Source organism: Pseudomonas sp. WC1, assembly GCF_050586565.1.
Classification (GTDB): Bacteria; Pseudomonadota; Gammaproteobacteria; order Pseudomonadales; family Pseudomonadaceae; genus Aquipseudomonas.
This window is the reverse complement of the sequence record NZ_JBOBDQ010000071.1, coordinates 1-24,995: the sequence shown is the minus strand read 5'-3', so window position 1 is coordinate 24,995 and position 24,995 is coordinate 1. Positions and strand designations below refer to the sequence as shown.

General features: G+C 59.2%; 16 protein-coding genes. 5 read left to right on the top strand and 11 right to left on the bottom strand.

Annotation, left to right across the window (positions count from 1 at the left end):
* The coding region (locus tag ACQ4OD_RS23800) for a glutathione S-transferase C-terminal domain-containing protein (protein ID WP_430945039.1) at positions 1-714 on the top strand (714 nt) is incomplete at its 5' end.
* A gap of 273 nt (positions 715-987) precedes the next feature.
* Here ACQ4OD_RS23800 and ACQ4OD_RS23795 read toward each other — a convergent pair.
* The 5 genes from ACQ4OD_RS23795 to ACQ4OD_RS23775 form a co-directional block, all read right to left on the bottom strand.
* Positions 988-1,464, bottom strand: a complete 477-nt coding sequence (locus ACQ4OD_RS23795; RefSeq protein WP_430945038.1) for a hypothetical protein — start codon at positions 1,462-1,464, stop codon at positions 988-990.
* 87 nt (positions 1,465-1,551) lie between these two features.
* Positions 1,552-1,899 carry a DUF3969 family protein gene (locus ACQ4OD_RS23790; RefSeq protein ID WP_367856668.1) on the bottom strand — a complete coding sequence of 116 codons (348 nt, stop codon included), beginning with the start codon at positions 1,897-1,899 and terminating at the stop codon, positions 1,552-1,554.
* A gap of 22 nt (positions 1,900-1,921) precedes the next feature.
* Positions 1,922-2,182 (bottom strand): hypothetical protein, encoded by a 261-nt coding sequence (locus ACQ4OD_RS23785; protein ID WP_430945037.1) that lies wholly within the window; start codon positions 2,180-2,182, stop codon positions 1,922-1,924.
* A 500-nt stretch (positions 2,183-2,682) separates the two neighbouring features.
* Complete coding sequence (locus ACQ4OD_RS23780; RefSeq protein WP_430945036.1) at positions 2,683-3,279, bottom strand: hypothetical protein; 597 nt, start codon at positions 3,277-3,279, stop codon at positions 2,683-2,685.
* 212 nt (positions 3,280-3,491) lie between these two features.
* Complete coding sequence (locus ACQ4OD_RS23775) at positions 3,492-4,184, bottom strand: transposase (RefSeq protein WP_139674983.1); 693 nt, start codon at positions 4,182-4,184, stop codon at positions 3,492-3,494.
* Positions 4,185-5,279: 1,095 nt separating this feature from the next.
* On the opposite strand from ACQ4OD_RS23775, the gene nfi reads away from it, so the two are divergent.
* Complete coding sequence (gene nfi / locus ACQ4OD_RS23770) at positions 5,280-5,993, top strand: deoxyribonuclease V (protein ID WP_430945035.1); 714 nt, start codon at positions 5,280-5,282, stop codon at positions 5,991-5,993.
* Here nfi and ACQ4OD_RS23765 read toward each other — a convergent pair.
* The 6 genes from ACQ4OD_RS23765 to ACQ4OD_RS23740 form a co-directional block, all read right to left on the bottom strand.
* Positions 5,962-6,828 (bottom strand): hypothetical protein, encoded by an 867-nt coding sequence (locus tag ACQ4OD_RS23765; RefSeq protein ID WP_430945034.1) that lies wholly within the window; start codon positions 6,826-6,828, stop codon positions 5,962-5,964. The two genes, nfi and ACQ4OD_RS23765, sit on opposite strands and share 32 nt — an antisense overlap.
* Before the next feature lie 348 nt (positions 6,829-7,176).
* Positions 7,177-7,500: a hypothetical protein gene (locus tag ACQ4OD_RS23760; protein ID WP_430945033.1), complete on the bottom strand. Its 324-nt coding sequence runs from the start codon at positions 7,498-7,500 to the stop codon at positions 7,177-7,179.
* A gap of 361 nt (positions 7,501-7,861) precedes the next feature.
* Entirely contained in the window at positions 7,862-8,197 is a 336-nt protein-coding gene (locus ACQ4OD_RS23755; protein WP_430945032.1) for a hypothetical protein, read from the bottom strand.
* Positions 8,194-18,834, bottom strand: coding sequence for a hemagglutinin repeat-containing protein (locus tag ACQ4OD_RS23750; RefSeq protein WP_430945031.1), 10,641 nt, complete (start codon positions 18,832-18,834; stop codon positions 8,194-8,196). The genes ACQ4OD_RS23755 and ACQ4OD_RS23750 overlap by 4 nt, the downstream gene beginning before the upstream one ends.
* A 56-nt stretch (positions 18,835-18,890) precedes the next feature.
* A complete protein-coding gene (locus ACQ4OD_RS23745; protein ID WP_430945030.1) occupies positions 18,891-20,585 on the bottom strand; it encodes a ShlB/FhaC/HecB family hemolysin secretion/activation protein in 1,695 nt (564 codons plus the stop codon).
* A gap of 149 nt (positions 20,586-20,734) precedes the next feature.
* Positions 20,735-21,634 carry a DMT family transporter gene (locus ACQ4OD_RS23740; RefSeq protein ID WP_430945029.1) on the bottom strand — a complete coding sequence of 300 codons (900 nt, stop codon included), beginning with the start codon at positions 21,632-21,634 and terminating at the stop codon, positions 20,735-20,737.
* Positions 21,635-21,767: 133 nt separating this feature from the next.
* Here ACQ4OD_RS23740 and ACQ4OD_RS23735 point away from each other — a divergent pair, with 133 nt between their 5' ends.
* The 3 genes from ACQ4OD_RS23735 (at position 21,768) to ACQ4OD_RS23725 (ending at position 24,991) form a co-directional block, all read left to right on the top strand.
* The gene (locus ACQ4OD_RS23735) at positions 21,768-22,205 is read left to right on the top strand and encodes an Lrp/AsnC family transcriptional regulator (RefSeq protein ID WP_028692812.1); all 438 of its coding nucleotides are present in this window, start codon (positions 21,768-21,770) and stop codon (positions 22,203-22,205) included.
* Between the two features lie 504 nt (positions 22,206-22,709).
* Positions 22,710-24,245, top strand: coding sequence for an NCS1 family nucleobase:cation symporter-1 (locus ACQ4OD_RS23730; protein WP_430945028.1), 1,536 nt, complete (start codon positions 22,710-22,712; stop codon positions 24,243-24,245).
* Positions 24,246-24,262: 17 nt separating this feature from the next.
* Positions 24,263-24,991 (top strand): aspartate/glutamate racemase family protein, encoded by a 729-nt coding sequence (locus ACQ4OD_RS23725; protein WP_110703939.1) that lies wholly within the window; start codon positions 24,263-24,265, stop codon positions 24,989-24,991.
* Positions 24,992-24,995 lie beyond the last annotated feature (4 nt).

The following is a 24,995-nucleotide window of genomic DNA, read 5'->3' as shown; positions in this document are numbered from 1 at the left end:
GGTTCATTTTCCTTCCTTTCGTTGTCCCCCCCCCCCCACGACCAGGGCTGGGAGTTCGACGAGCACGACCAGGACCCGCTGCACAAGGACGTCACCCTGCTGTCGAGCCTGTACGAGCGTTCGCGTCCGGGCTTTGCCGGCAACCAGTCGGTGCCGGTGCTCTGGGACCGCCAGCAGAACCGCATCGTGCACAACGATTCGGCCGAGCTGGCGCTGCAGATGGCCACCCGCCTGCTACCCCTGGCCAAGACCCCGATCGACCTGGTGCCCGACCGCTCCAGCTGCGACATCGTCGAGCTCAACCAGTGGCTGCACACCAACATCAACCGCATGGTCTACCACATGGGCTTCGCCCCGGACCAGGCGAGCTACGACGAGGCCTACAAGCAGTTCTTCGCGGCCATGGACACCCTCGAGCACCGGCTGCGCAAGCAGCCGTACCTGGTGGGCGGCAAGCTGAGCCTGTCGGACCTGTTCCTGCTGCCCACGCTGATCCGCTACGAGGCGGTGTACTACGTGCACTTCAAGGCCAACCACAAGACCCTGGCCGAGTACCCGGCGCTGTACCAGTACCTGGTGCGCCTGACGCAGATCCCGGCGATCTACCGCACCATCGACATGGCGCATATCAAGCTGCATTACTACTACTCGCACAACCACATCAACCCGACACGGATCGTGCCGCAGGGGCCGGCGTTGAGCTGGTTGAACTGAGCAGTTGGCGTTTGCGGAGCAGGACCGCTTTGCGGTCCTTTCGCGGCAAAAGGCCGCTCCTACAGGAGGCCGCATCCCCCTGTAGGAGCGGCCTTGTGTCTCGAAAGGGCTGCATCGCAGCCCCGGCAGGTTTAAACCGAATGCAGACTTCGAACAGCTTGAACTAACCGTGCTCAAGCAGGTGCAACATGGCACACCGGCACATCCGGCAATGTACCCTCGACCGACAGACACACTACATCCTCAGTACTGTCGTCAAACTAACGGCAAAGCTCACCCACGCATTTCATGGAAGGTGACCACCGGGCCATACTCCTGATCGGAGTTGATAGCCTCTACGTGAAATCTTCTATCAGGGAATTGCGCCTTCAACACCATTCGCCAGGACATGGCCAGCACATTGGACAGTTGCTCAAAAACCACCTCGTCCACCGAAGATCCACACCCTGAAAACACATCGTACAGATGGGTGTGATTCAGCATCCCCTCAACACCGGCTTTATCGCCTGAAAAATGATCAAGCCACACACGAAATGCGGGCTCGTCAAATTTCATTTCCAGTATCACCGAATCCTCGAACACGACGAAATCCGGGAACAGCCATTTGCAAAAAATCAAACTGTCCTCTGGGCTGACGACATCTTCAACATAGGAAAACAGGTCGACAGACGCTGGCTCCTGCCAGCCGGCTCGCCAAGCCGAAAACCTTTTAAGCCCTGTCAATTTCTCGAAGGATTTGATTATTTTCATGTTCGTGCGCCAATGTGGAAAAGTGCGATGAAGAATGGAATAGGCCCACGTCTACGCCTTTTCCTCGATACTGCCAGCAGTATATAACTATCTATATTCCACATGATCCGAATAGGCATCTAGGGGTGTCGTGGCGGCTAAATACTCCGAAAAAGCATCAATTAGCCGTACAAGCTCGCTATCAAACCTATCCGGCAAGAGACCCAGTATGTCCTCCAATTCGCAACATTCCATAACAAGATCGCAGACAACAGCAGAAATCCCTTTCCTTCTAAAAACACTTGACGCTCCGGGCGAGAACAACAAGCGTTCTGCTTCATCCAGCTCGATGACACCAGCCCTGACTGACGAAAGCAACCCAATCGAAGCCATCGCTAGAAATCGTCCAGCTTCATCACCGTCAAAAATTTTTACCTCCAGCGCTACATCGGCCACCTAATACGCCTCCCATCCCCAATCAAGATTTTTTGGAAGTATGAGACTTATCGACCAATACTCTCCGTTTATTTTCTTGCCGATCAGCCCGACTCACACCCTTCATTTCCTCCACCGAAAATCCCAAACGACCACCTAACGCTTCAAAGCGTCTATAAGATTCCTCTCCCTCGGCGAGGTATTCAACCATGAACGGCTGAGGTGGAGCCTCTTTGTTCCGAACGCCAGCCTGTAAAAAAACCATGTAGTCACTCAAAGTGGAAACAGCTTGCTCAATGGTCATTAATACCTGGGATCCCTCACTGTACTCACACTCTAGATACAGATGACCTGCCGCATATGCCATGTGGTGTGCATTGCCGAAACCCAAGTACTCAGATTGACCACGGAGCTGACAGTCCTCCAGTCGAGTGATCAGCGCTTTTGCGCTAACACTACTACTGACGTCGTCACTCAACCACCCCACAATCTCACGCACACCGAAAGGAGGTCGCTCCTTCTGAACCTTGGCATCAGGCTCATTGGCCGAGAGGTCATTAAAAAAAGGGACTAAAAAAAGGGACAGATTTATTTTCCCTGCTCTAATCTCGCCCTACCTACATGAAGGCTAGATCCGTTCGCCGCCAGGAATCGAAATTAGAGTAGGAAAAATAAATCTGTCCCCTTTTTCTGCTTTTCCGTTTATGCCTGCATTCTCATCACCCCACTTAACCTTACTTGAAGCAAGATCATCAACCGCCCCGCCAGCTGCTTTTGCACCCTTAGCTTATAAAGCCAGAGGACCTACAAAAATCTAAATTTCCAATAATCTTTAAACTCCAAAACCCAGTACTTCTCTCTGTCCGGAATCAAGTATCCGAAATCAGCACACTTAGCAAACCAGCCAGGATAGGCCGAATCTTCATGAGCCCTTCCATTGTCCATATGCAGGTATATCTCTCTATCAAAATTCACATAAAACATCGGGAGCCTAGATGCAACAGCATTAGCAGCCTTGAAATAATTAACATTCAGCTCCGCCCCAGAAAGATAGTACTGCTCAATTTTTTCATACAAATCCCCCTCCAGATCAAGCCCCATCATAAAGATACTCTTAAGATTCTCCTGTGAAAGAATCTCCCTCCCATCGCCGCCAATGTATTGCAGGAAGTTATCTGATGTAAGTTTAAGAAGACCACCCCTGAACTCATTGCAAGCCAAAAAATATTGCTCCTTTGTTATATACCCCTTATCAAGATAGGCCCGATAATCCTTCTCCGCATCCAGACAGAAATTATACTTATAATCCACAACCCAAAAGCATCGCCCCAAATGAACAAAAATACAGATGCTTTTTTCACCATCCCACAGCTCGCCAAATAGTGCCTGACTTAGTTTCATCGTCCAAACTCCTTCAGAAATTCGCTTTGTGAGTAGACCCGCGCGTTGCTTGAGTGTTTTTCAAGCAGCGACTCCCATACCTTGGGTAGTTCCAGCGCAGTACCTGGCTGGTTCGGATCTACGATTTTGCATTAAAGGGGACTGCATTAAAGTGCATTAAAGGGGACTGCATTAAAGCATTAAATGCATTAAAGGGGACAGATTTATTTTCGCTACTCTAATTTTGGCCTGCCCTGCTTCCTTCGCTCAATACGTTTTCCAGTGATCTGCGCGATCTCGTCCACGAACCGGCTACTACCCGTCAATTGTCCTCGCTGAATAGCGTCTCGAATCAGGCTAAGCTCTCCGTCCGATATCGCCTGCCTCACAAACTCGGCGTAGCGCTTGCGCCGGAGCTCTTCAGTTTCCCCCAATGCTTCAAACAAGGGATTATCATCAAGCCAATTCTGCCGTTTCGCAGCCCCCATCCTGATCGAATAACTCGACCAAGGATAATCACCAGCCTCAACTGTCATCCGCGCCCGGACTGGATTCAATTCGATGTAGCGGCAACAAGCCAACAGGTAGGTGTCAGACTGCACAATGCTGGACTTAAAACGACTTTCCCACAATGTACCGGAACGACCCTCTAGTCGATTACGATAGCGCGTCGCTCGCGCCGCCAGCGTCTTCATCAGCTGGCTAAGGCCTGCGCAAGCGTCATCAGGAACCAACAATAGATGCACATGGTTGGTCATCAAGCAGTACGCATAGACTTTCACTCCAAAGGCATCCTTCAACTCTCGGAGATCGGCTAAGTAGCGTTGAAAGTCCGTGTCTTGCGCAAACACAACCTGTCGATTGTGACCCCGATGGACAATATGATGCGGGCAGTGTGGTAGCAGTACTCGTCCACCTCTAGGCATGACGGCATCCTCCTTGGATCACCTTGACGACTGATGAATCAGGAGAATGACATGACTGCTCGATTCCTTCGACCCCACAAGGGCCGAAATTAGAGTAGGAAAAATAGATCTGCCCCCTTTTCCCCTGTTTTCCCCTTTTCCCTGCCGTCTCTTTTCCGTCCACTTGTCCACTTCTGGATGACAAAGTCACGATATCAATACTTATCTGGGAGTGCTACGATAGAGCCCCATTAACGCCAACTCAGAATCCCAATGAAAGCCATATATTTCACGATAACGATCTTGCTAACTATTTGCGGCTGCCAGAGTCAAAATTCAAACCACTTTGAGACACCTGAAAAATCAAACAAAGATCTCAAGGCATTCGACAGTGAGTACCAGAATCGCCTAAACCTTTTAATATCCTCAAAACAAAGTCAAGAGACAAATACCTTAAAGCTGATGAACGCCACTCTCCAAGAATGCATACCCAAGCATAAACACTCCAACTTGGATGGTTCTAAATGCGCATCTGACTCCCTGATGACTGTATACGACTACATGGATAAGACTTTTCAGCTTAGAGATGTCGAGCCTGACTACTATGAAAACTTCAAAACTGCGACTACGGACTGGGTATTGCTTATGACCAAACTAAAAACCGACCCAACCTATATAGGCATCGCACTCCTAACTGTCAAGTCCAAACTCTCCCTGTCTCTTGCATTATCAACCACCCCCCAATCAAATTAGCAGAGTAAAAAAGATCAAAAATGGAGGGCCAAAAGGGACCAAAAAGGGGAAAAATTTATTTCCCCTACTCTAATCTCGGCCCACCTTCATGACAGCTAGCTCCCTTCGCTGCCAAGAGCCTGAATTAGAGCAGGGAAAATATATCTTCCCCCTTTTTTCTACATGACAAATAGATCCCTTCGCTGCCAAAGACCGAATTTAGAGCAGGAAAAATTAATTCGTCCCTGCTTCGTGTTCTTTTCATCATAATTTTCATGCTCAAGATCAGTAGTAAAATCAGCTGACCATTGGGTTCTTAAATGGCATAATCTGACGGTTCGTTGACAACAACCTCACCAGCTTGATTTAGCGAGAACAGTCCACATGCAGCCAGTCATACAACATCCTTGGGATATAACCCCAAGCGAAGCCATAGATCTACAGATACGACTATCTAAACTTGTGGTCAAGCAAGATCAGCTTGGGCCGATCTCTAGTATCGCAGGCATCGATGTCGCCTACCACAAAGAGAACGATACACTGATCGCCTCCATTGTTGTGGTTGACGCAGAAAGCTTGGAAATCATCGAAGAGCATGCATGGTCGGGTACGACTTCGTTTCCCTATGTGCCTGGTCTTTTTTCGTTTAGAGAGCTGCCTTCTATCGTAAAGCTCTTATCAACTATAACCCACCGACCTGACCTGATCATCTGCGACGGGCAAGGTATAGCTCACCCTCGTCGGTTTGGCTTGGCATCGCACTTGGGGGTACTTTATGACATACCCACTATTGGATGCGGTAAAAGTCGCTTCATCGGTGAATATGCACCTCCCCTTGATGAAAGGGGATGCCAATCAGGTCTGTTCGACGGCGACGAACTAATCGGAGCCGCGCTCAGGACTCAAAAACATGTAAAACCTGTGTTCGTTTCAATCGGCCACCGAATTTCTCTTAAAACCGCATGCCACTGGGTATTGAGTGCTACACGCCACTATCGACTACCCGAAACGACTCGACTTGCAGACCGATATGGAAGGCAGTTCTACGAACAGAACAAACCGCCCATCAAGTCCCCAAACCTACCATTCGATTATTGAAGTAAACATCACATTCCGTGTGAAGCGCCTTGAACTCCGCACACCACTTGCGCCAAAAATCACGCTTCCCCTCATCTTCGGCGACTTTCAGCTCTTTCAGTTGGTCAAGGGTTCTCAAGCGGGCCAAAGTCTCAGGCGAATCGGAGATACGATCCACACACAACTCCTTTACATAGCTTAAATTTTCACTATTTAACAAGTACTTAATAGCTGACTCATCAACACCATCCCCACTTAGCGATAACCGAGAACCGCATATAAGCTCCGAAAGCTCCTTCTTTTCTCTCAACACAGGGAATCTTATGGAGTTACTAACCGTCGACACCTTCCCGAAATAATCCCCCATTAACGTTAAACGCTGCAATCTACTCATTGAAAAGCCCAAAGACATCATGAAGGCATCACGCTTATACAGCATTACATTTATTAAATCGCCGTTCTCATACCACTCATATTGTTGTATGACATCCTCACCCACCTCAAGGGAACGAAGCTGTCCCCCTGAATAATACGTAACCTCCGCAATAACCCAGCCATACTCAAACAGCTGTTCACTGACACAAACCTCACCGGCAAACTCATAAGCAAATCCATTATAGACTTCACCCCCCAGAAAAAATTGTTCACCTGTGTAATCACGTTCAGATTCAATTCCGACGCACTCTCCCTCCAAAATAAATTCGCTGCGATAATCACCTATGTAACAGCCATAGTCGTACAAGCCACCCCACATGAGATCTCCGTCCATAAACTCCAATGCCGCCCCAGAGTATGGGGCACCTCGAAAGCCCCATGTACCCGCCTCTTCTGTCAACGCCGCTTTCTTTATAATCATAAGTATTCCCTCCCAGTGATTAGATCCACATCCTCTTACTTAGAAAAAGGAAAAAGGGGACATAGAAAAAAGGGGATAGATTTATTTTCCCCACTCTAATCTCGGCCTACCTACGTGACAGCTAGATCACTTCGCTGCCAGGATCTGGAATTAGAGTAGGGAAAATAAATCTGTCCCCTTTTCCTTTTGTCACCTTTTTCCCTCTCGGAATTAGAGTAGGAAAAATAAATCTGTCCCCTTTCCTCCGGTCCCCTTTCCTCCGTCCCCTTTCCTCCCCGTAAAAATATATCTACCCCGTTCCCCGTCCTTTTCCCGCTCGCCCCTTTTTCTTTGCCCCTTTCCCCTGTTTTATTCGACAGAAAATGATGAGAAATAAAATGAAAATAACTCACCCTCAAGATCGCTAAACTTATAGCGCATCCTATCAAGACCAGAGTCCAATTTTTCTACATTCATATGCATAAGCTGAGTCAACCCTCCACCAAAATCGCGAATCGCAAACTGACTGACATCGAAGAACCTCACACGAACGACAGCACCCCATACATCTTCAGATTCCGAAATTGATAGAAACAGATCATAGGCCACCCCCTCATCATTCAACTGAACATTAATAGAGTGCAAGCAATTATTAGCAATCAGCATCTCATTCAACTCAGCAACACTAATCATTGTTTATCCTCGTCTTTTCCCTTTAGGGCTATATCCAGGACCATATTCATAGGTATGCTCGTGCGGATCTGAATGATACTCATCCGGCTTTTCTTTATTCCCATATCCGTGATTCGTGTAATCCGTCCGCTTAACTTGCCGACCATACTGATCATACTCAATCACAGACTTTTCTAACTTTCCAGTCTTGGAAAAAGGGGACAGATTTATTTCCCCCACTCTAATCTCGGCCTACCTACATGACAGCTAGATCCCTTCGCTGCCAGGAGCTGGGACTAGAGTAGGAAAAATAAATCTGTCCCCTTTTCCTCACTTTTCCTCAGTCCCCTTTTCCTCGCCTTTTCCTCCTCTTTTTGCCCGATCATAACGGAGTTATATAATCTTCTGGTATATCTGGCCATTTGGCGTCAATCAACAGCCGCTCTGCGTCCTCAGCAATATCGTCAAAAAAGCTACACAAGCTCATAGCATGTAACCGAACATGAATCAACGCAGACTGTACCGCCAACTCATCCACACCACTTTCCTCAAGTCTTCTAATAGAGTCACTCAATAGAGATCCGTATTTTTCGAGTTGCTGAAAAAGGTCTTCGCCATGATCTATCCGCAATCCATCCGCTTCAGGACATTCAATTTTATTTTTAGCAATCTCAGCAAATAACCCTCTGAGGCGATCAATGCTCGAAAACTCATTCATTTTGGCAACCTTCTTTTCTGTTCCAGCGCCACTTTAGTCTTGGACTCGTTTACAGTCCCATCCAGATTTAACACTACTTTAGCCTTATGGCGACTATCAAAAACCTCGATATGGTTCATATGACTACCATCCAAATAAAACTTATCACCACTGCGGATATTATCCCCAATACTGGCAGTTGCCACATAAACACTTTGACCATCGTAAATTTGCTTGGTTTTCCTAGAGCCATCATAGACCGTCGCGCCAAACCCAGGCAACTTGAAAAACTCCCCCATATTGCCAACGCTGCCTGCATTGGGTACATATTTAACATCACACGGCCCAGTATTATGGACCCAAGTTTTAAGTTGACCTACATAGAAGGTGTGCCCAACATCAACCGTCAGGTTAAACGTCTCGCCCACCAACTTATGCAGCTTCACCGAAGCAACGCGGCTCGACGTGTTGTTTCCCGCCCCGTCAGCCAAGGACTGTAGCAAGTCTCCGGCTTTCAACTCACCCATCGGCACAAAATCATGCCTGGCCGGTACGTAGAATGGGTGGCTAGGGGTAACGAATAAGCTCTCAGTCTGAACCTGACCATCGTCGCGGGTGCTTTCCAGAGTCAACCGATAGATCGGCTGATCGTTACGGACATGCGTCGCGGTGATTGCTGCAGCGAAAGGCTCGCCGCCTTGCTCAGGTTTGGTCCAGACGATATCCCCGACCTTGAGCATTTCAATCGCTCGATCACCTTCGGGGGTTGCAACCAAGGTCCCTGCTGCGAAGCAGCAAGGACCACGCTCCGCTCCACCAACTGCGCCCTTGCGGTTTGTGACTGCCTTGACGACAGTTCGCAGCCACATACCAAAGATGCCGACATCCTCAGCATCGACCTCAACTCCTGCTTGGCCTGCGGCCTCCAGGGCTGCATCGGTCATCGCCTTGGTCATGGCGGTTCCGACCAATGTCTGCATCGCCTGATAGTTGCTGAGTATCGTCGCGCCCAGGTTGTACTTATCCCTCCAGCCGACATCCTTCATGCTCTCGGCCAGCAGCTTATGGGTCTTTTGATAATCGTCAGAGAACAGCTTGTACTCATCGTGACAAGCCGCCATGTCGCGGGCACACAGCGACTGTAGCCGTTCCTGGTTCTCGGCATTCAATTCGCCATAGCGCTTACGCACCTCGGCACACGAATTGTTCGCCTCACACGTCTTGAGCTCGGCAAGAAACGCCTCGACCTCCTTGTGACGCAGGAAGTTGTTCTCGGTAGCCTGCTGCGCCACCCAACCCGCAACCTGCTGATCTTTTGCGTCGGCACCCAGGCCTGCGGCGACCGTCATACCGACCAGTTGCGAAGTCATGCCCAGGACCCGGTCATGGGCCTCGCCAGGGAAGATCTTGTCCCCGACCAGCTGCACCAAGGCCTCATTCGCGCCTGCCGCCAGTGCCGCCGTGCGGAAGTCACCACCCGCTGCTTCCGCAATCAAACCACCGACAATGGCATGTACCGCCACGCGCTTGGGCAGCCCGCTGCCCATGAGCCGATCACCCACTTCATTGAAAATCGCTCCGCTCAATGCATCAGCAGCGATTTCCAGGCCAGCCTGGACAGCGTTGTCCTTTAGGCTGCCACCATAAACCACAGTGCTCAGCGCTGCCTTGAGTGCGATTCGCGAAACAATGCTGCCACCGCCAGGCGTGAGCGCCGACATGACGTAACCTTTCATCGCATCGCTGGAGGTCACATCCTTGACGACAGCACCGAGGTTCCCACGATTGTTGATCGTGCTGGTTGCCGCATTGGTTGCGGCGGCACTGACCACCGAGTTAGCAGCAAAACCAATGGTCGAATTGCCCGCAACCCCGACCAGCGACGCCCCAGCGCCCCAGGTCAGATACGTCACGATGATTGCGATCACGAGCGAGGCGCCCGTACCCAATCCGGACTGGTCGTACTTGAAGCTGTCGTGGACCTCCTTGACCCGACGCCAGTCCACATCCCCTCTCAGCTCAGCCTCCTTGAGCCATGCCAGCTTGGGATCGGCCTTGACCATGGCATCGATACTCTGGCTGACCGTGGCCTGATCGATATGCTTGATGTCGATCTTCAATCCATCAACAGCCTTGATCGTCAGGACGCCTTGAGCAACCAGCTGGTTCTGGCGCAAGGTTTCATCAGTCGTGCCCTTACCCTTCGCGCTATTCCAAGCAAGGTCGCCTTTGGACTTCTCATGACTTTCCTGATGCATGTCCTTGACGGCTTCAAAGGTCACTGCACCACCACTGATGATGGCCAGATCCCCCCCCGCTTCGATTTTGGCGCCTTGGTAGAGCTGATCACCGCCACTCACGAGAGAAGTGCCTCCACCACTGGTGATCTCGCTCCCCACCGCCTTGACGTCGGTCACTTCATCACGCTGGGTCTTCTTGCTCCCCCAACCACCCTTCTTGTTCATGTCATACAGCGAGTACTGGCTGTCGTTGGCAGCCAGCAGCTCGAGCTTGTCGCCGGCCACCAGGTAGGCTTCGTCGCCGGCGCTGGCCTTGCTCGCCACCATGCGCAGGTCGCGCCCGGCGTCGATGGTCAGGTCGCCGCCGGCCTTCACTTCGGCCGACTGCTGCTCGACGTCGTCCTCCTGGCGCTCGTACTTGGTCTTGCCTTTCTTGCTCTTGGCGTAGCTGTGCTCCTCGTTCGCCGCGGCGGCCAGGGTCACGTCGCGCCCGGCCTGCAGGGCCAGATCGCGGCGGGCCTCGATTTCGCTGGCGACGATGCTCAGGTCCTGGCCGGCCGTGGCGGTGAGGTTGCCGCCGGCCTTCACCTCGCTGCCGTACTGGGTGATGCTGGTGTCGTGGCCGCTGACGCGGCGGCGCTGGTACTCGTGGCTGTCGACACCTTCCTGGCTGGCGATGATCAGGTCACGCCCGGCATCGAGGTCGATGTTGCCGCCGGCCTGCACGGCGCCGCCGACAATGCCGATGTCCTGCCCCGCCGTGATGGTCAGGTTGTTCGCCGCCTCGATGCGCGCGGCAGTGTCGACCAGGTCCTTGGTCACGTGCTCACCGCCCGCGCGGCCTTCCAGGCGGGTGACGCTGCGCTCGTTGATCACGTCGCCGGTCAACGCGGTAAGGCTCACTTCACGCCCGGCAATGATCCCGCCCTGGGCATTGCGGATCGACTCGGTGGCCAGCATGTCCAGGCGCCCGCCCGCCTCCATCAACCCGGCGTTGCCGATGTTGGTGGCGCTGACAGCGAGGTTGTTGGTGGCGCGCAAGGTGCCGACGTTGACCAGTTCGCCGCCGCTGATCAGGTTGACGTCGCGGCCCTGGATCAACGCGCCGTTGGGGGCCACGCGGCCGTTGGCGTGGGCCAGGTACAGCACCGGGGCGAGCACCGTCTCGCCGTTGACCTCGATGTTTTCCATCCACACGATGTCGTGGGTCAGGGCCGCCACCTGCTCGGCGCTGAGGGACACACCCACACTCAGCGACAGCTTGTCCTTGCTGGCGATGGCGTTGTCCATCAGGTAGCGGAACAGCGTCTCGTCGCTGGTCATGCCGTCGATGTAGCGCTGCCCGGTACGGGCCACCACCGCCTCGCGGATCAGGCGCTGCTCGTAGAGGCCGTCGCCCAGGCGCTTGATGGCCTGGTCGGGCTTGATATTGAGCTGGCCGAGCATGTAGTCGGAGCTGAGGAACTGCTTGAGGTCGGTCAGGACCGGGTTGGTCTCTACCAGGTACTTGTGCGAGACGCTCGGCACGCTGCGTTCAGGCACGCCCTGGACCAGCTTGACGCCAGCGGCCAAACCGCCCAGCGCCACGCCGGAGCCGGCCACGGCGCCTTGGGCAGACGCCGCGCTGTCGGCACCGAGCGCCGACGCCGCGCGGCTGTCGGCGCTGGTCGCAGTGGCCAGCGGTGCGATGAAGGTGCCGCTGCCGGCTTGGGTGCGGTCAGCGGTCGCGCCCAGGGCGTCACCGCTGATGGCGGCCTGGCCGGCCTGGCTGCTGATGCGGAACAGGCCGTTGTTGCCCTGGGGCAGGCTGAAGCTGGGCAGGGTCACCGGGTTGACCTGGCGCTGGGCCAGGTCGGGCGGCAGCTGCGGGTTCAGCGCGCGCACCTGGGTCTGGGCCAGGCGCGGGTCGGCGGAGGCATCGCCACGGGCATTGATGGCGCCAGCACCGGCCTGGTTGGCGCGCACCACGCTGTTGTCGATGCGCTGGGTGGCGTTGATGGTTACCGAACCTGCCGACTGCACCACGGCAGGCGCCACCACGGCGCCGGCAATCGGCGTCTTGTTGTCGATGACGTTGTAGATGCTGTACTGCGGGTAACCCGCCGCGGCCATCACCTGGTCGAGGGTCAGCGAGCCAGGGTTCTGGTTGAACTGGTTCTTGGCCTGGATGAACGCGTTGTACTGGGCGCGGTTGCGGGTGTACATGCTCGCGCTCAGGTTGCGTTGCTCGCCGCCACCGGCACCCTTGTTCTCGAACACGGCCGTGTTGATGCCAATGTCACCGCCCGCCGACACACTGCTGTAGTGGTTGCGGAACGCGGTGCCTGCGAAGTTCAGCTTTTGCCCGGCGGTGATGAAGGCCGTGGAGCTGTCCTCATCGATAACGTCCTGCCAGCTTTCGGTGGCCGAGAAGTAAAGCTCGCAGCCTTTGCCCTTGCAGCCGTCATCGGAATAGACATTGACGTTGCCGGCCACCAGTTTCTGTTTGGAGGTGAGTTTCTCCTTGCGGTTGAGCAAGGTGTCCACGGCCAGGGTCATGTTGCCGGCACTTTCCAGGCTGCCGGAGATGTTCTCCAGCAGCACGGCGCGGGCGCGGGCGCTGGCGTTACCGGCCAGGTCCAGCCCGCCAAGGCTGTAGAGGTCGCCGTAGTAGTTGGTGAAGGTGCCCACGCGCAGGGTCATGTCGCTGCCGCTGAACAGCAGGCCGCGCTGGTTGCTCACTGTGTTGGCGGTGAGCTTCACCGCCGTGGCGCCGCCGAGGGTGCCACGGTTTTCCAGGGTGGCGGCGTTCACCGTGAGGCCGCCCAGGGCGGTCAGGCGGCCATCGTTGCTCAGCAGGTTGCGGGCAGTCACCACCGTGGTGCCGCCACCGGCCAGGCTGGCGGCGCTGGGCAGGCGGATATCGCTGGCCGACAGCCCCAGATCACCAAGGCTGCTCAGGCGGCCATTGCCGTCATAACTGCCACGCAGGTCCAGTTGCAGGCTGCCGTCACTGGCCAACAGGCCATGGTTGGTCCAGTCGCCGCCACGGCCCTTGAAGCTGTCGACGGCCAGCAGCTTGCCGCTGGTGGTCTGCTCAAAGCGCTCGATGTCCAGCTCCAGGCGCCGGGCCTGCAGCACGCTGCTGTTGGTCCAGTTGGCCGCAGCGATGCTCAGCAGGCCATCGGTATGCAGCACGCCACCTGCACGGGTGACTTTGTCCGAAGCCAGGCCGAAGGTGCCCTGGCCGGTATGCAGCAGTTGCCCGCCCGTGTTGCTCAGCCCACCCACCTGCAGGTCGAGGTCCTGGTTGGCAGTGGCCAGCACGCCGTTGTCGTTGAGCAGGTCGCCTGCAACGATGAAGCGGCTGGTGCCGGCCTTGCCAAGGGCGCGCAGGTTACCGTTGCGGTTGTCCAGCAGGCTGGCGCGCAGTTGCAGGTCGCTTTCGCTCTCTAGCTGGCCAAGGCCGTTGTACAGCGCACCGCTCAGGCCGAAGTCGATACGCCCGGCGCCGACTTTGCCGCCCTGGTTGAGCAGTTGCTGGCCCTGCAGGTGCAGCAGCCCGGCGGCGTACAGGCCGCCGCCCTGGTTGTCGAACTCGGCGGTGACGAGCTGATTGTCGCCACCCAGGGCCGAGAGGTAGCCGCCCTGGTTGTTCACCCGGGTGTCGGCCTTGATGTCCACCGACTGCGCCTGGGTGGTGCCGCCGCCGTTGTCGAACAGGCCGCTGAAGACGCCCTTGAACAAGCCTTTGGCCGCGCTGAGCATGCCGCTGCCGCCGTTGTCGAGGCTCGCGGCGTGCAGCTCGAGGCCGCCGGCCTGACTCTCCAGGCGCCCGCCGTGGTTGTTCAGGGCCTTGTCCAGGCGCACCTCGATGGCGCCCTGGCTCTTCAGCGTACCGGCCTGGTTGTCCAGGGCATCGGCGTGGATGTCGAGCTTGCCGTGTTCGCTGAACAGCAGGCCATCCTGGCCGTTGAGCAGGTCACCGTCCAGGCGCAGTACCAGGTTCTGCTGGCTGGCCAGGTTACCGCCGCGGCTGTTGTCCAGCGTCGTTGCGTCAACGCGCAACAGGCCGTGGCTGATCAGCTTGCCGCCGTTGTTGGCGACACTGCCGGCCTTGAGCAACAGGTCGGCGCCACTGACCAGGCGCGCGCCGTCGGTGTTGAGCAGCGCCTCGGCCAAGGTCAGGTCAAGCAGCGCGCGGCTGGTCAGCTGGCCCTTGGCGTTTTCCAGGCGCTTGCCAGTGACGGTGATCACCTGGCCGTTGATCTGCCCGCCCTGGTTGTCGATGACGGTGTCGTCCTGGTCGAACGCCAGGTCGCCGGTGGCGGAAACGAGGCCGCCGCCGCTGTTGTCGAGCCGGTCGGTGACACTGAGGGTGATGGCCTGTTCGGAAGAAATGATGCCCTTGCGGTTGTGCAAGTTGGCTGCGGTGATCTGCTGGCTACCCTTGCTGACCAAGGCGCCGAGGTCGCGGTTGTCGAGGGTACCGGCCAGGGTCACGGTGAGGTCGCCGTCCTTGCTGGACAGGGTACCTTCGCCGCTGTTGTTCAGGTCGGTCCCCTTGGCCAGCAGGCCCTGCGCGCCGGAAATCAGGCCCTTGGCGCTGTTGTCCAGCTGCGGCGCCTCCACGGTCAGCCGGCCATCGCTGAGAATGCGTCCCTGCTGGTTGTCGATGCGTTTGGCGAGCAGGTTGTAGGATTGCTGGCTGGTGATTTCGCCGGCGCTGTTGTCGAGCTTGCGCAGGTTCTGGATGTTCAGTGGGCCGTTGGCGCTGATCAGGCCGCCCTGGTTCAACAGGTCGCCGCCGTTCAGGTCGAGGTCGAGCTTCTGCTCGCCGATCAGCCGCCCCTGGCGCTGGATCAACGTGCTGACGCGCAGCAGCAGGTCGCCCTTGGCGGAGATTTCGCCGCCCTGGCTGGAATCGACCTGCCCGGCCACCAGCGTCAATGCGCCATCGCTGTGGATCCGGCCGCCGCGCTGCAGGGCATCGGCGTCGTTGCGCAGCTCGCCGGTGGTCAGCTTCATCGCCTGCTTGCTGCTCAGGGTACCGCCACGGTTGTCGAGTTCACTGCTGTCGACGGTCATCGCCGCCTGGCTGGTGAGCTGGCCGCCTTGATGGTTATCCAACTGGCCGGTAGTGACGGTCACGCCGGTGTTGCCCGACAACAGGCCGCGCTCGCCGTTGAGCAAGCCGGCGCTGGTCACGGTCAGCCCGCCAACGGCGGACAGGATGCCCTCGTCATGGTTGTCGAGCTGGCCGTCGATCGTGGCCTTGAGGGCCTGGCCGCTGGCCAGGCTGCCGCCGCTGAAGTTGTCGAGGCTGACGGCCGCGACCTCGAGGTCACGGCTGGCCGACAACACCCCCTTCAGGCTGTTGTCGAGGACGCCGGCGATGCGCAGGGTCAGGTCCTGGCTGCTGACCACTCGCCCACCCCGGTTGTCGAGGCGGCTGGCGACCAGGCTGAAACCACGGCTGCTGGAAATCTCCCCGGCATCGCGGTTATCGACCACGCCGATCTGGCGCAACAACAGGTTGCCCGGCGAGCGCAGCAGGCCGTGATCACGGTTCACCCACTGGCCGTGCTGCAGGTCGAGGTCGATGCCGGTCTCGCTGACCAGTTGCCCGTGGTCATGCTGGTCGAGGCCGGTCAGCGTGGCGTCGATCTGGCCGGCGGCGCTGATGCGACCATAGCCGTAGTTGTCGAGCTGGGTACCGACCAGCAGCAGGCTGCCGGCACCGATATTGCCCTTGGCGCTGTTGTCGATGGCGCCACTGCGCAGCTCGGCGTGGCCCTGGGCGCTGATGACGCCGAGGTGGCTGTTGTCCAGGCGAGCGGCCTTGAGCAGCAGCCCGGTGTTAGTCACCAGGGTGCCGCCCTGGTTGTCCAGCAGCTCCTGGCTGGTCAGGTCCAGGGCCGCGATGGCCGAGACCTTGCCGCCCTGGCGATTGAGCAGCGTGCCGGCATTCAGGGTGACGCTGGCGTCACTGACGATCAGGCCCGCGTCGCTGTTGTCCAGCTTGCCGTCCAGGGTCACGTCGATGTGCTGGTGGCTGCTCAGCTTGCCGCCGTTGTTGAGCAGCTCGGTGCCGTGCAGGCTCAGGCGGTCATGGCCACTGAGCAGGCCCTTGTTCTGGTTGAGCAGGCGCTGCACGGTGAGGGCCAGGCCACGGTCGCCGATGACCTTGCCACCCTGGTTGTCCAGCAATTCGCTGGCATTCAGGATGACCTTGCCGGCGCTGGAAATCTCGCCCTGCTGGTTGAGGATGCGCGCCGCGCTGATGTCGGCCACGCTGGTCGCGCCAATCTTGCCGCCCTGCTGGTTGTCGATCGTGTCGGCGGTGAGCAGCAGGCTGCCCAGGCTGGTCAACCTGCCGCCTTGATGGTTCAAGGTGCCCAGGTGGGCCTCGAGGTCGCCCTTGGCGGTGATGTTGCCCAGGCGCTCGTTGTCGACCGTGCCGGCGATCAGGTCGAGGCGACCATCGCTCTGCAGGTGGCCGGCATCGCTGTTGGCCAGGCTCTCGACGTCGATAAGGGCCTTGCCCTTGGTAGTCGCCGCGCCCTTGTCACGGTTGTCGAAATGCCCGCCGGTGACGGTCAGCGAGCGGTCGGCGAGGACCAGGCCGCCGCGGTTGTCGAGGCGCTTTCCATCCAAGGTCAGGTCGCCGAGGCTCGACAGCAGGCCGTTGTCACGGTTGTCCAGGGTCGCCACCTTGACGCCCAGTGTGCCGTCGCTGCGCAGGTTGCCCTTGCCGCTGTTGTCCAGGCCCACGGCCTTGAGGTCGAGCAGGCGCTTGGCCGAAACCACGCCGAGACGGTTGTCGATGTCGGCGCTGGCGTTTATCAGCACATCGCCGCCGAGCAACTGGCCGCCACCGTTGAGCAGGCCGGCGGTGGTGATGTCCAGGCGGTCGGCACTGAGCTTGCCGCCGCCCTGGTTGTCCAGCAGCGCGTGGGTGGTCAGCCTGGCCTGCCGGTCGCTGCCGACCAGGCCTTTGTCACGGTTGTCCAACCGGGTGGCGGTGACCTGCAGGTCGCCCTGGCCCACCAGGCGGCCGCCACGGTTGTCGAGGGTGGTGCCGACGTCCACCACGGCCTTGCCCTTGCCTTGCAGCAGGCCCTGGTCACGGTTGTCGATCGCGTTGGCATTGACCGTCAGGATGTCGTCGGCCAGTGCCTGGCCTTTGCGGTTGTCCAGCTGGCCAGCCGTCAGGGTGGTGACTTGGCCCTTGAAGGTGCCGCCCTGGTTGTCGAGGGTGGTGCTGCCGGTGGCCTCCAGGGTGCGGTTGGCCACCACGCTGCCACGGTTGCGCAGGGTCTGGCCGGTGAGGGTCACGTCGCCGTGGGCATTGCGGGTGTTGTCCGGTTCCACGCCGGCTTCGATGATGCCCTGGTTGTCGATCCGCGCGCCGGTCACGGTGATGCTGTCCTTGGCGGCGAGGCTCTGGCCGACCGTTACCTCGTCACGCACGCGCACGGTGGCACTGCCGGCGGCGTAGGTCTTGCCGGTCAGCTCGGCGCTCTGCGCGGCGACCGTCAGGTTGCCGGCACTGGACGTCTGCGCCAGGGTCACCTTGCCGTTGGCGTCCACCTGGATGTCGCCGGTGGTGGCGGCCATGTTGCCGGCCAGCTTGACGCCCACGCCCTGCTCGGTGCCGACCAGGCGAATGGTGTTTGCATACATGCCACCCAGCGCCGAGCTGTCGATGGCCAGCAGCGGCTTGTCGCCGCCCTCGTCGGCACGCGGCGTGGCCTGCAGAGTGTCAGCCTTGACGTCGTTGCGCCCGGTGACGATGTTCAGCTGCTTGGCGTGCAGTTCGGTGTTGAGCTTGGCGCTGCGGGTGATCAGGTCGAACTGGTCGAGGTTGGTGGCATTGAGCGCATCGCCTTCGATGGCGATGTCGCCGCCGTCCACCTGGAAGCGGTCGAGGCGCTCGCCGTCCATGATCGGCTTGCCGGTGGTGAGGGTCGCCCGCGGCGTGTTGATGAAGCCGCAGCCCTTGCAGGTGATGCCATGGGGGTTGGCGACGATGACCCGGGCCGCCTGCCCCGCCACCTCGGTGTAGCCCTGCAGGGTACTGCGGTTGCCGCCGGTGACCTGGTTGAGAATCACCTGGGCGGCCTGGCCCCTGAGGTTGGGGTTGCCGACGATGATACCGCCCAGCTGGGTCGACTGGGTCTTGTTCGTGGCGTTGTTGAGGATCAGCCCGTTGCTGCCGACGTTGTAGTCGCGGAAGGTGTTGGTCGACAGGCCGCTGCCATTGGGCGTGGCGATATTGACGATCGGCACCCCGTTGCCGGCCTGCTTGAGGCTGGTATTGGCGTTGGCCGCCGCATCGACGGTCAACTGCGCGGCCGTGGCGACGATGGGGTTGAGGAACAGCACCCCCGCGACGATCAGGGCAATGCATTGGTTCAGTGGGGTGCGGATATCCATGTCAAACAAACTCCAGGCGCGGGCGGCGGTGTCACGGGCAAAAGGTGGATCGGGGCTCAGAAGAACGCGTCGACACGGAAATAGATCGGGTGTTCGCGGCGGGTGATGACGTCGGGGCGCTCCAGCGAGCGGGCGAAGGTCGCGCTGGCGGCGAAGTACTGGCCGCGCACGTTGAACTCCAGGGCATTGCCGCTCAGGCGGCCATGGTCCTGGCCGTTACCGTGCTGGCCCTTGATCACCCCCGCGTCGTAGGCGAACGCCATGCCGTATTCGCGCAGCCAGGGCTGCAGCGGCGCCCAAGTGACCGGCCGGCGCCAACGCAACTGGTTGCGCCAGTAGCCGCCGCTGTCGCCGGTGAGGGTCTGCTCCTTGAAACCGCGCACCGAGGTCAGCCCGCCGACGCTGATGCGCTGGCCACTGTAGAGGGCATCCTCGCTGCGCTGGCCGGTGGCCAGGCTGTCGAAGCTGAACTGCTCGCCCCACAGCTGGAACGGCTGCAGGTAGCTCAGGGTGAGGGTGTATTTGTTGTAGCGCGCCACCGGTTCGTTGCCGCGCGGATCGCCCGCGCCCTGGGCGTCGAGCGCGCCGATACCCTGCTGCCAGCCGGCATCGAGGTTGACGAAGGCATTGCCGATGCGACGACCGTGGTTGACGCCCAGCTGGCGCTCGGTGATACGGGTGCTGGAGACGTCGATCAGGGTGTCGTCCAGGTAGTTGCGCGCCCGCAGGTGGCTGACGCCGACATTGACCGCGGTCTTGCTCAGGCTGTCGCGGTGGATCACCCGTTCGGCCTGGAACTGGTGCACGCTGTTGTCGCCGTCGAGCTTGAAGGGGAAACCGCTGGAGGTGTCGCGGGTGCGGTAGTAGTTGTGGTTGTAGCTGTAGTTGAAGGTCCACCAGCCCCACGGCAGGCTGTAGTTCAGGCCATGGCTGTCGGAGTGGCGCCAGTGGTCGCTGACCACATCGCGCCCGCCACGCAGGCTCAACTGATCGGCCAGGCCCAGTGGGCTGTCCCACTCCAGGCCAAGGTTCATCTGCTGCTCGCCGCTGCTGGCGTCGCCGTTGTTGTGGCGGCTGGCCGAGACCCGCCAGGGCTTGTCACGCTGGCCCTTGAGCTGCACGCGACTGCCGCCAACCTCCTGGCCGGGCACCAGCTCCACCTCGACCTGGCGCGAGGGCAAACGGCCGAGCTGGTCGACCATCTGTTCCATGTCGCGCAGGTTGAGCAACTCGCCAGTCTTGCCGGGGAAGGCCATGGCCATTTCCCGGGGGCTGGCCAGGGCGGAGCCGTCCAGCCCTTCCAGGCGGCCTTCGACAATGATGATCTGCAGCACGCCGGAGCCTAGGTCCTGCTGGGGCAGGTAGGCCCGGGTGGTCAGGTAGCCACGGTTCAGGTAATGGTCGGTGATGCGCTTGAGCAGCTCGTTGAGCTGGCCGACCTGCAGGCACTTGCCTTCGTAGCCTTCGAGCAGCGCCTTGCGCTGTGGCTCGTCGAGCAGGCTGGCGCCTTGCAGGTCGATGCGCTGGATCTGGAAGCAGCGCCCTTGCTCGGTGGGCGCGACAGGCGCCGGCGCAACCTGTTTGCCAGGTAACTGCTGCAATTCTTCAAGACGCCTGCGCTGCTCTTGCAACAGGTTTTCCTGACGGTCACGGATCAGGTCACGGTCACCGGGAGACTGGAACGGAGCCGCGCTGGCAAACAGCGGCAGCAGCGCCAGGCTGACAGCCAGGGCGCGAAGAACGAGGGGCATACGAGATGGTCCATCACGTGAAAACTGATCGCATCACTGCGAAACGGCTGCGAAGGGTACAAGACCAGCCACGAGCCATCAATACGACATCAATCTGCCACCTATAGGATAATTCTTTTCCGCATATAGGATTCTTCCTGCCCCCTGATTCAGCGCTGCTGGGCGGACTTGGCGGCAGCACGAAACCACCACCCCTGCTGCATGCCCGCCGCCGCCAGCAGAATCAGCCCCACCCCAAGCCATTGCAACGGCGCCAGACGATGGTCGAACGCCACCCAGTCGACCAGGATCGCAGCGATCGGGTAGATGAACGACAACGCTCCGGTCAACGCCGTGGGCAGGCGCTGGATGGCGCTGTACAGCAGCACGTACATCAACCCGGTATGCACGATCCCTAGCGTCACCAGGCTGCCAAGCGCCGGCAGTTCACCCGGCAGCCCGCCCAGCTTCACCCAGGGCGCCAGCAGCAAGACGCCGGTACTCACCTGGATCAAGGCGATCAGGTGCGGCGGCGTGCCGGTCAGGCGCTTGATGATCAGCGCCGCCACGGCATACAGGAACGCCGCGCCCAGCGCCAGAAGGATACCTAGCAGGTACTCCTCGCCATTGGCCTGCCCCGCGCCATGAGCGCTGACGATGGCGAGCATGCCGAGGAACGCCACGCTCAGCCAGGTCAGCTTGGCCAGGGTGATCTTCTCGCCCAGGAACAGCGCCGCCAGCCCCACCAACATGAACGGCTGGACGTTGTACACTGCGGTACCGATGGCGATCGATGCCCGCGAGTAGGAGGCGAACAGCAGTACCCAGTTGCCGACGATCGCCACCCCGCTGACCACCGCCAGCAAGAAGGTGGCGCGGGTCAGCACCCCCGGCTTGAGAAAGCCCATGGCCGCGCAGATCAGTAGCAAGGTGCCGGCACCGAACACACAGCGCCAGAACACCACCTCCAGCACCGGTTGCCCGGACACCAGCACGAACCAGCCGATGGTCCCGGAAATCAGCATGGCAGCGATCATTTCCAGCGAACCACGGCGCAACGCATTGTCCATCTCACACCTCCTGTCGACGATGGGCACAGTATGCGGAGGGTCGAAGGTGACCTTCCAGCGGATAACCAAGGCATATCTTGGCTTGCGCCTTTACTATCAAGGCAGATCTTGAAAATTGCCTAACGAGGCCGCCATGACCGATGCCATAGACCAGTTACTGATAAACGCCCTGATGGAGGACTCGCGCCGCTCGCTCAAGGCCCTGGCGCAGATCAGCGGCCTGTCGGCGCCCAGCGTCAGCGAGCGCCTGCGCCGCCTGGAGGAGCGCGGCGTGCTGCGCGGCTACACGGTAGAGGTGGACCCGCGCTGTTTCGGCTACCAGTTGCAGGCCATCGTGCGCATCCGCCCGCTGCCGGGGCAGTTGCAGGAAGTGGAACGGCAAATCGTCGCCATCCCCGAGTTCACCGAGTGCGACAAGGTGACCGGCGAGGACTGCTTCATCGCGCGGCTGCATGTGCGCTCGATGGAGCAGTTGGACACGCTGCTCGACCGCCTGAATGTGCTGGCCGAGACCAATACCGCGATCATCAAGAAGACGCCGGTGAAGCGGCGGTTGCCGCCGATGGCGTGAGCAGGCCCTATCGCGGGGCAAGCCCGCTCCCACGCGACGGGATTACCAGCGATAAGGCCAAGGGCCGCGAGAAAACATGTACACAAAAATGTCACCGTAGGTGCCATTTTTGTGTGCACTTCTCACAGGTAACGCCCCATTAGGTTACACACTTGAATCAACTAGATCTGACCATTCGATCAACTAACAGACCCGACAAAAAATATAACCTGTTCACTTGGTCAGTTTATATTTCCTTTATTTCATTAACTTATCTTTCAAATAGATAGATTCAAAATAATGGCAACTTGAAAGCGAGTTGATCGCTGGCATGGAACTGGCTTTTGTGTGTCCGTGTTTTGTATACAAATTCAACAAAACATAAATACACAATAACCCGCAGCGCCGCCCCATCGGCGGCCGTTGCGCCCAGAACCCAGTGATGCCAACGCCTGCACCGACGAGATGGCGAGCCCGTGCGCCAGCGCCCGCTCATCGCAGTCACGCGCATCAGGAGCCGCCGGAATGAGTAGCAGCCTCCCCCTTGCCCCTGAACTTTCCGTTGCCAGCACCCATCCCTCGACCACCAGCCTCGAAGGCCACCCCGCCGACCTTGAACTGAGCCCACGCCTGCACAACCGCGACCTCGCCCCGACCAAACTCGAAGGCCGCCGCTGGGGCGGCTACAGCATCTTCGCGCTGTGGACCAACGATGTGCACAACATCGCCAACTACTCGTTCGCCATGGGGCTGTTCGCCCTCGGCCTGGGCGGCTGGCAGATCCTCCTGTCACTGTCGATCGGCGCGGCGCTGGTGTACTTCTTCATGAACCTGTCCGGCTACATGGGGCAGAAGACCGGTGTGCCGTTCCCGGTAATCAGCCGTATCGCCTTCGGCATCCACGGCGCGCAGATCCCGGCGCTGATCCGCGCGGTGATCGCCATCGCCTGGTTCGGCATCCAGACCTACCTCGCCTCGGTGGTACTGCGCGTGCTGCTGACCGCGGTGTGGCCGCAGGTGGCGGCCTTCGATCACGACAGCATCCTCGGCCTGTCGAGCCTGGGCTGGGTGTGCTTCGTGGCGATCTGGCTGGTGCAGCTGGTGATCCTCGCCTACGGCATGGAAATGGTGCGCCGCTACGAGGCGTTCGCCGGGCCGGTAATCCTGCTCACCGTGGCCAGCCTCGCCGTGTTCATGTACTTCAAGGCCGATGCGCGCATCGCCTGGTCGGTGGCCGAGCCGCTGAGCGGCTACGAGATGTGGCGCAACATCTTCGCCGGCGGCGCGTTGTGGCTGGCGATCTACGGCACCCTGGTGCTCAACTTCTGCGACTTCGCCCGCAGCTCGCCATGCCGCAAGACCATCCGCGTCGGCAACTTCTGGGGCCTGCCGGTGAACATCCTGGTGTTCGCGGCGATCACGGTGGTGCTGTGCGGCGCGCAGTTCCAGATCAACGGCCAGATCATCGACAGCCCGACGCAGATCGTCGCCAGCATCCCCAACACCGCGTTCCTGGTGCTCGGTTGCCTGGCCTTCCTGATCGTCACCGTGGCGGTGAACATCATGGCCAACTTCGTCGCCCCGGCCTTCGTGCTCAGCAACCTGGCGCCGCGGCATCTGAACTTCCGCCGCGCCGGGCTGATCAGCGCCACCCTGGCGGTGCTGATCCTGCCGTGGAACCTGTACAACAGCCCGCTGGTGATCGTGTACTTCCTCTCCGGCCTCGGCGCCCTGCTCGGCCCGCTGTACGGAGTGATCATGGCCGACTACTGGCTGCTGCGCAGGGGCCGCATCAATGTGCCCGAGCTGTACAGCGAGAACCCCGCCGGCGCCTATCACTACACCAAGGGCATCAACCTGCGCGCCGTGGCGGCATTCATCCCCGCCGCGCTGCTGGCCATCGTCCTGGCCCTGGTGCCCAACTTCCAAAGCGTCGCGCCGTTCTCGTGGCTGATCGGTGCCGGTATCGCCGCCGCCGTGTACCTGCTGATCGCGCCGCGCCATGTCCAGTATCACGACGTCAGCGGTGAATGCATCGCCGTCGACCACAGCAGCCACTGAATTCAGGGAGATCCGTCATGCGTATTCTGATAGCCAACGTCAACACCACCGCCGCCATCACCGAAGCAATTGCCGAACAGGCGCGCAGCGTGGCCGCGCCCGGCACCGAGATCGTCGGCCTGACCCCGTGGTTCGGCGCCGAGTCGGTGGAGGGCAATTTCGAAAGCTACCTGGCCGCCATCGCGGTGATGGACCGGGTGCTGGCCTACGACCAGCCGTTTGACGCCGTGATCCAGGCCGGCTACGGCGAGCATGGCCGCGAAGGCCTGCAGGAACTGCTGGAGGTGCCGGTGGTGGACATCACCGATGCCGCCGCCAGCACCGCCATGTACCTGGGCCACGCCTACTCGGTAGTGACCACGCTGGACCGCACCGTGCCGTTGATCGAGGACCGCCTGAAACTGTCCGGGCTATACGAGCGCTGCGCCTCGGTGCGCGCCAGCGGCCTGGCGGTGCTGGAGCTGGAAGCCGATCCACGGCGTGCGGTGGAAGCCATCGTCGAGCAGGCCGAGCGCGCCGTGCGCGAGGACAAGGCCGAAGTGATCTGCCTGGGTTGCGGCGGCATGGCTGGGCTCGACGAGCAGATTCGCCAGCGCACCGGGGTGCCGGTGGTGGACGGCGTGAGCGCGGCGGTGACCATCGCTGAATCGCTGGTGCGGATGGGGCTGAGCACCTCCAAGGTGCGTACCTATGCCACGCCGAGGGCGAAGAAGGTGGTGGGCTGGCCGATGCGCTTCGGGCGCTGAGAGA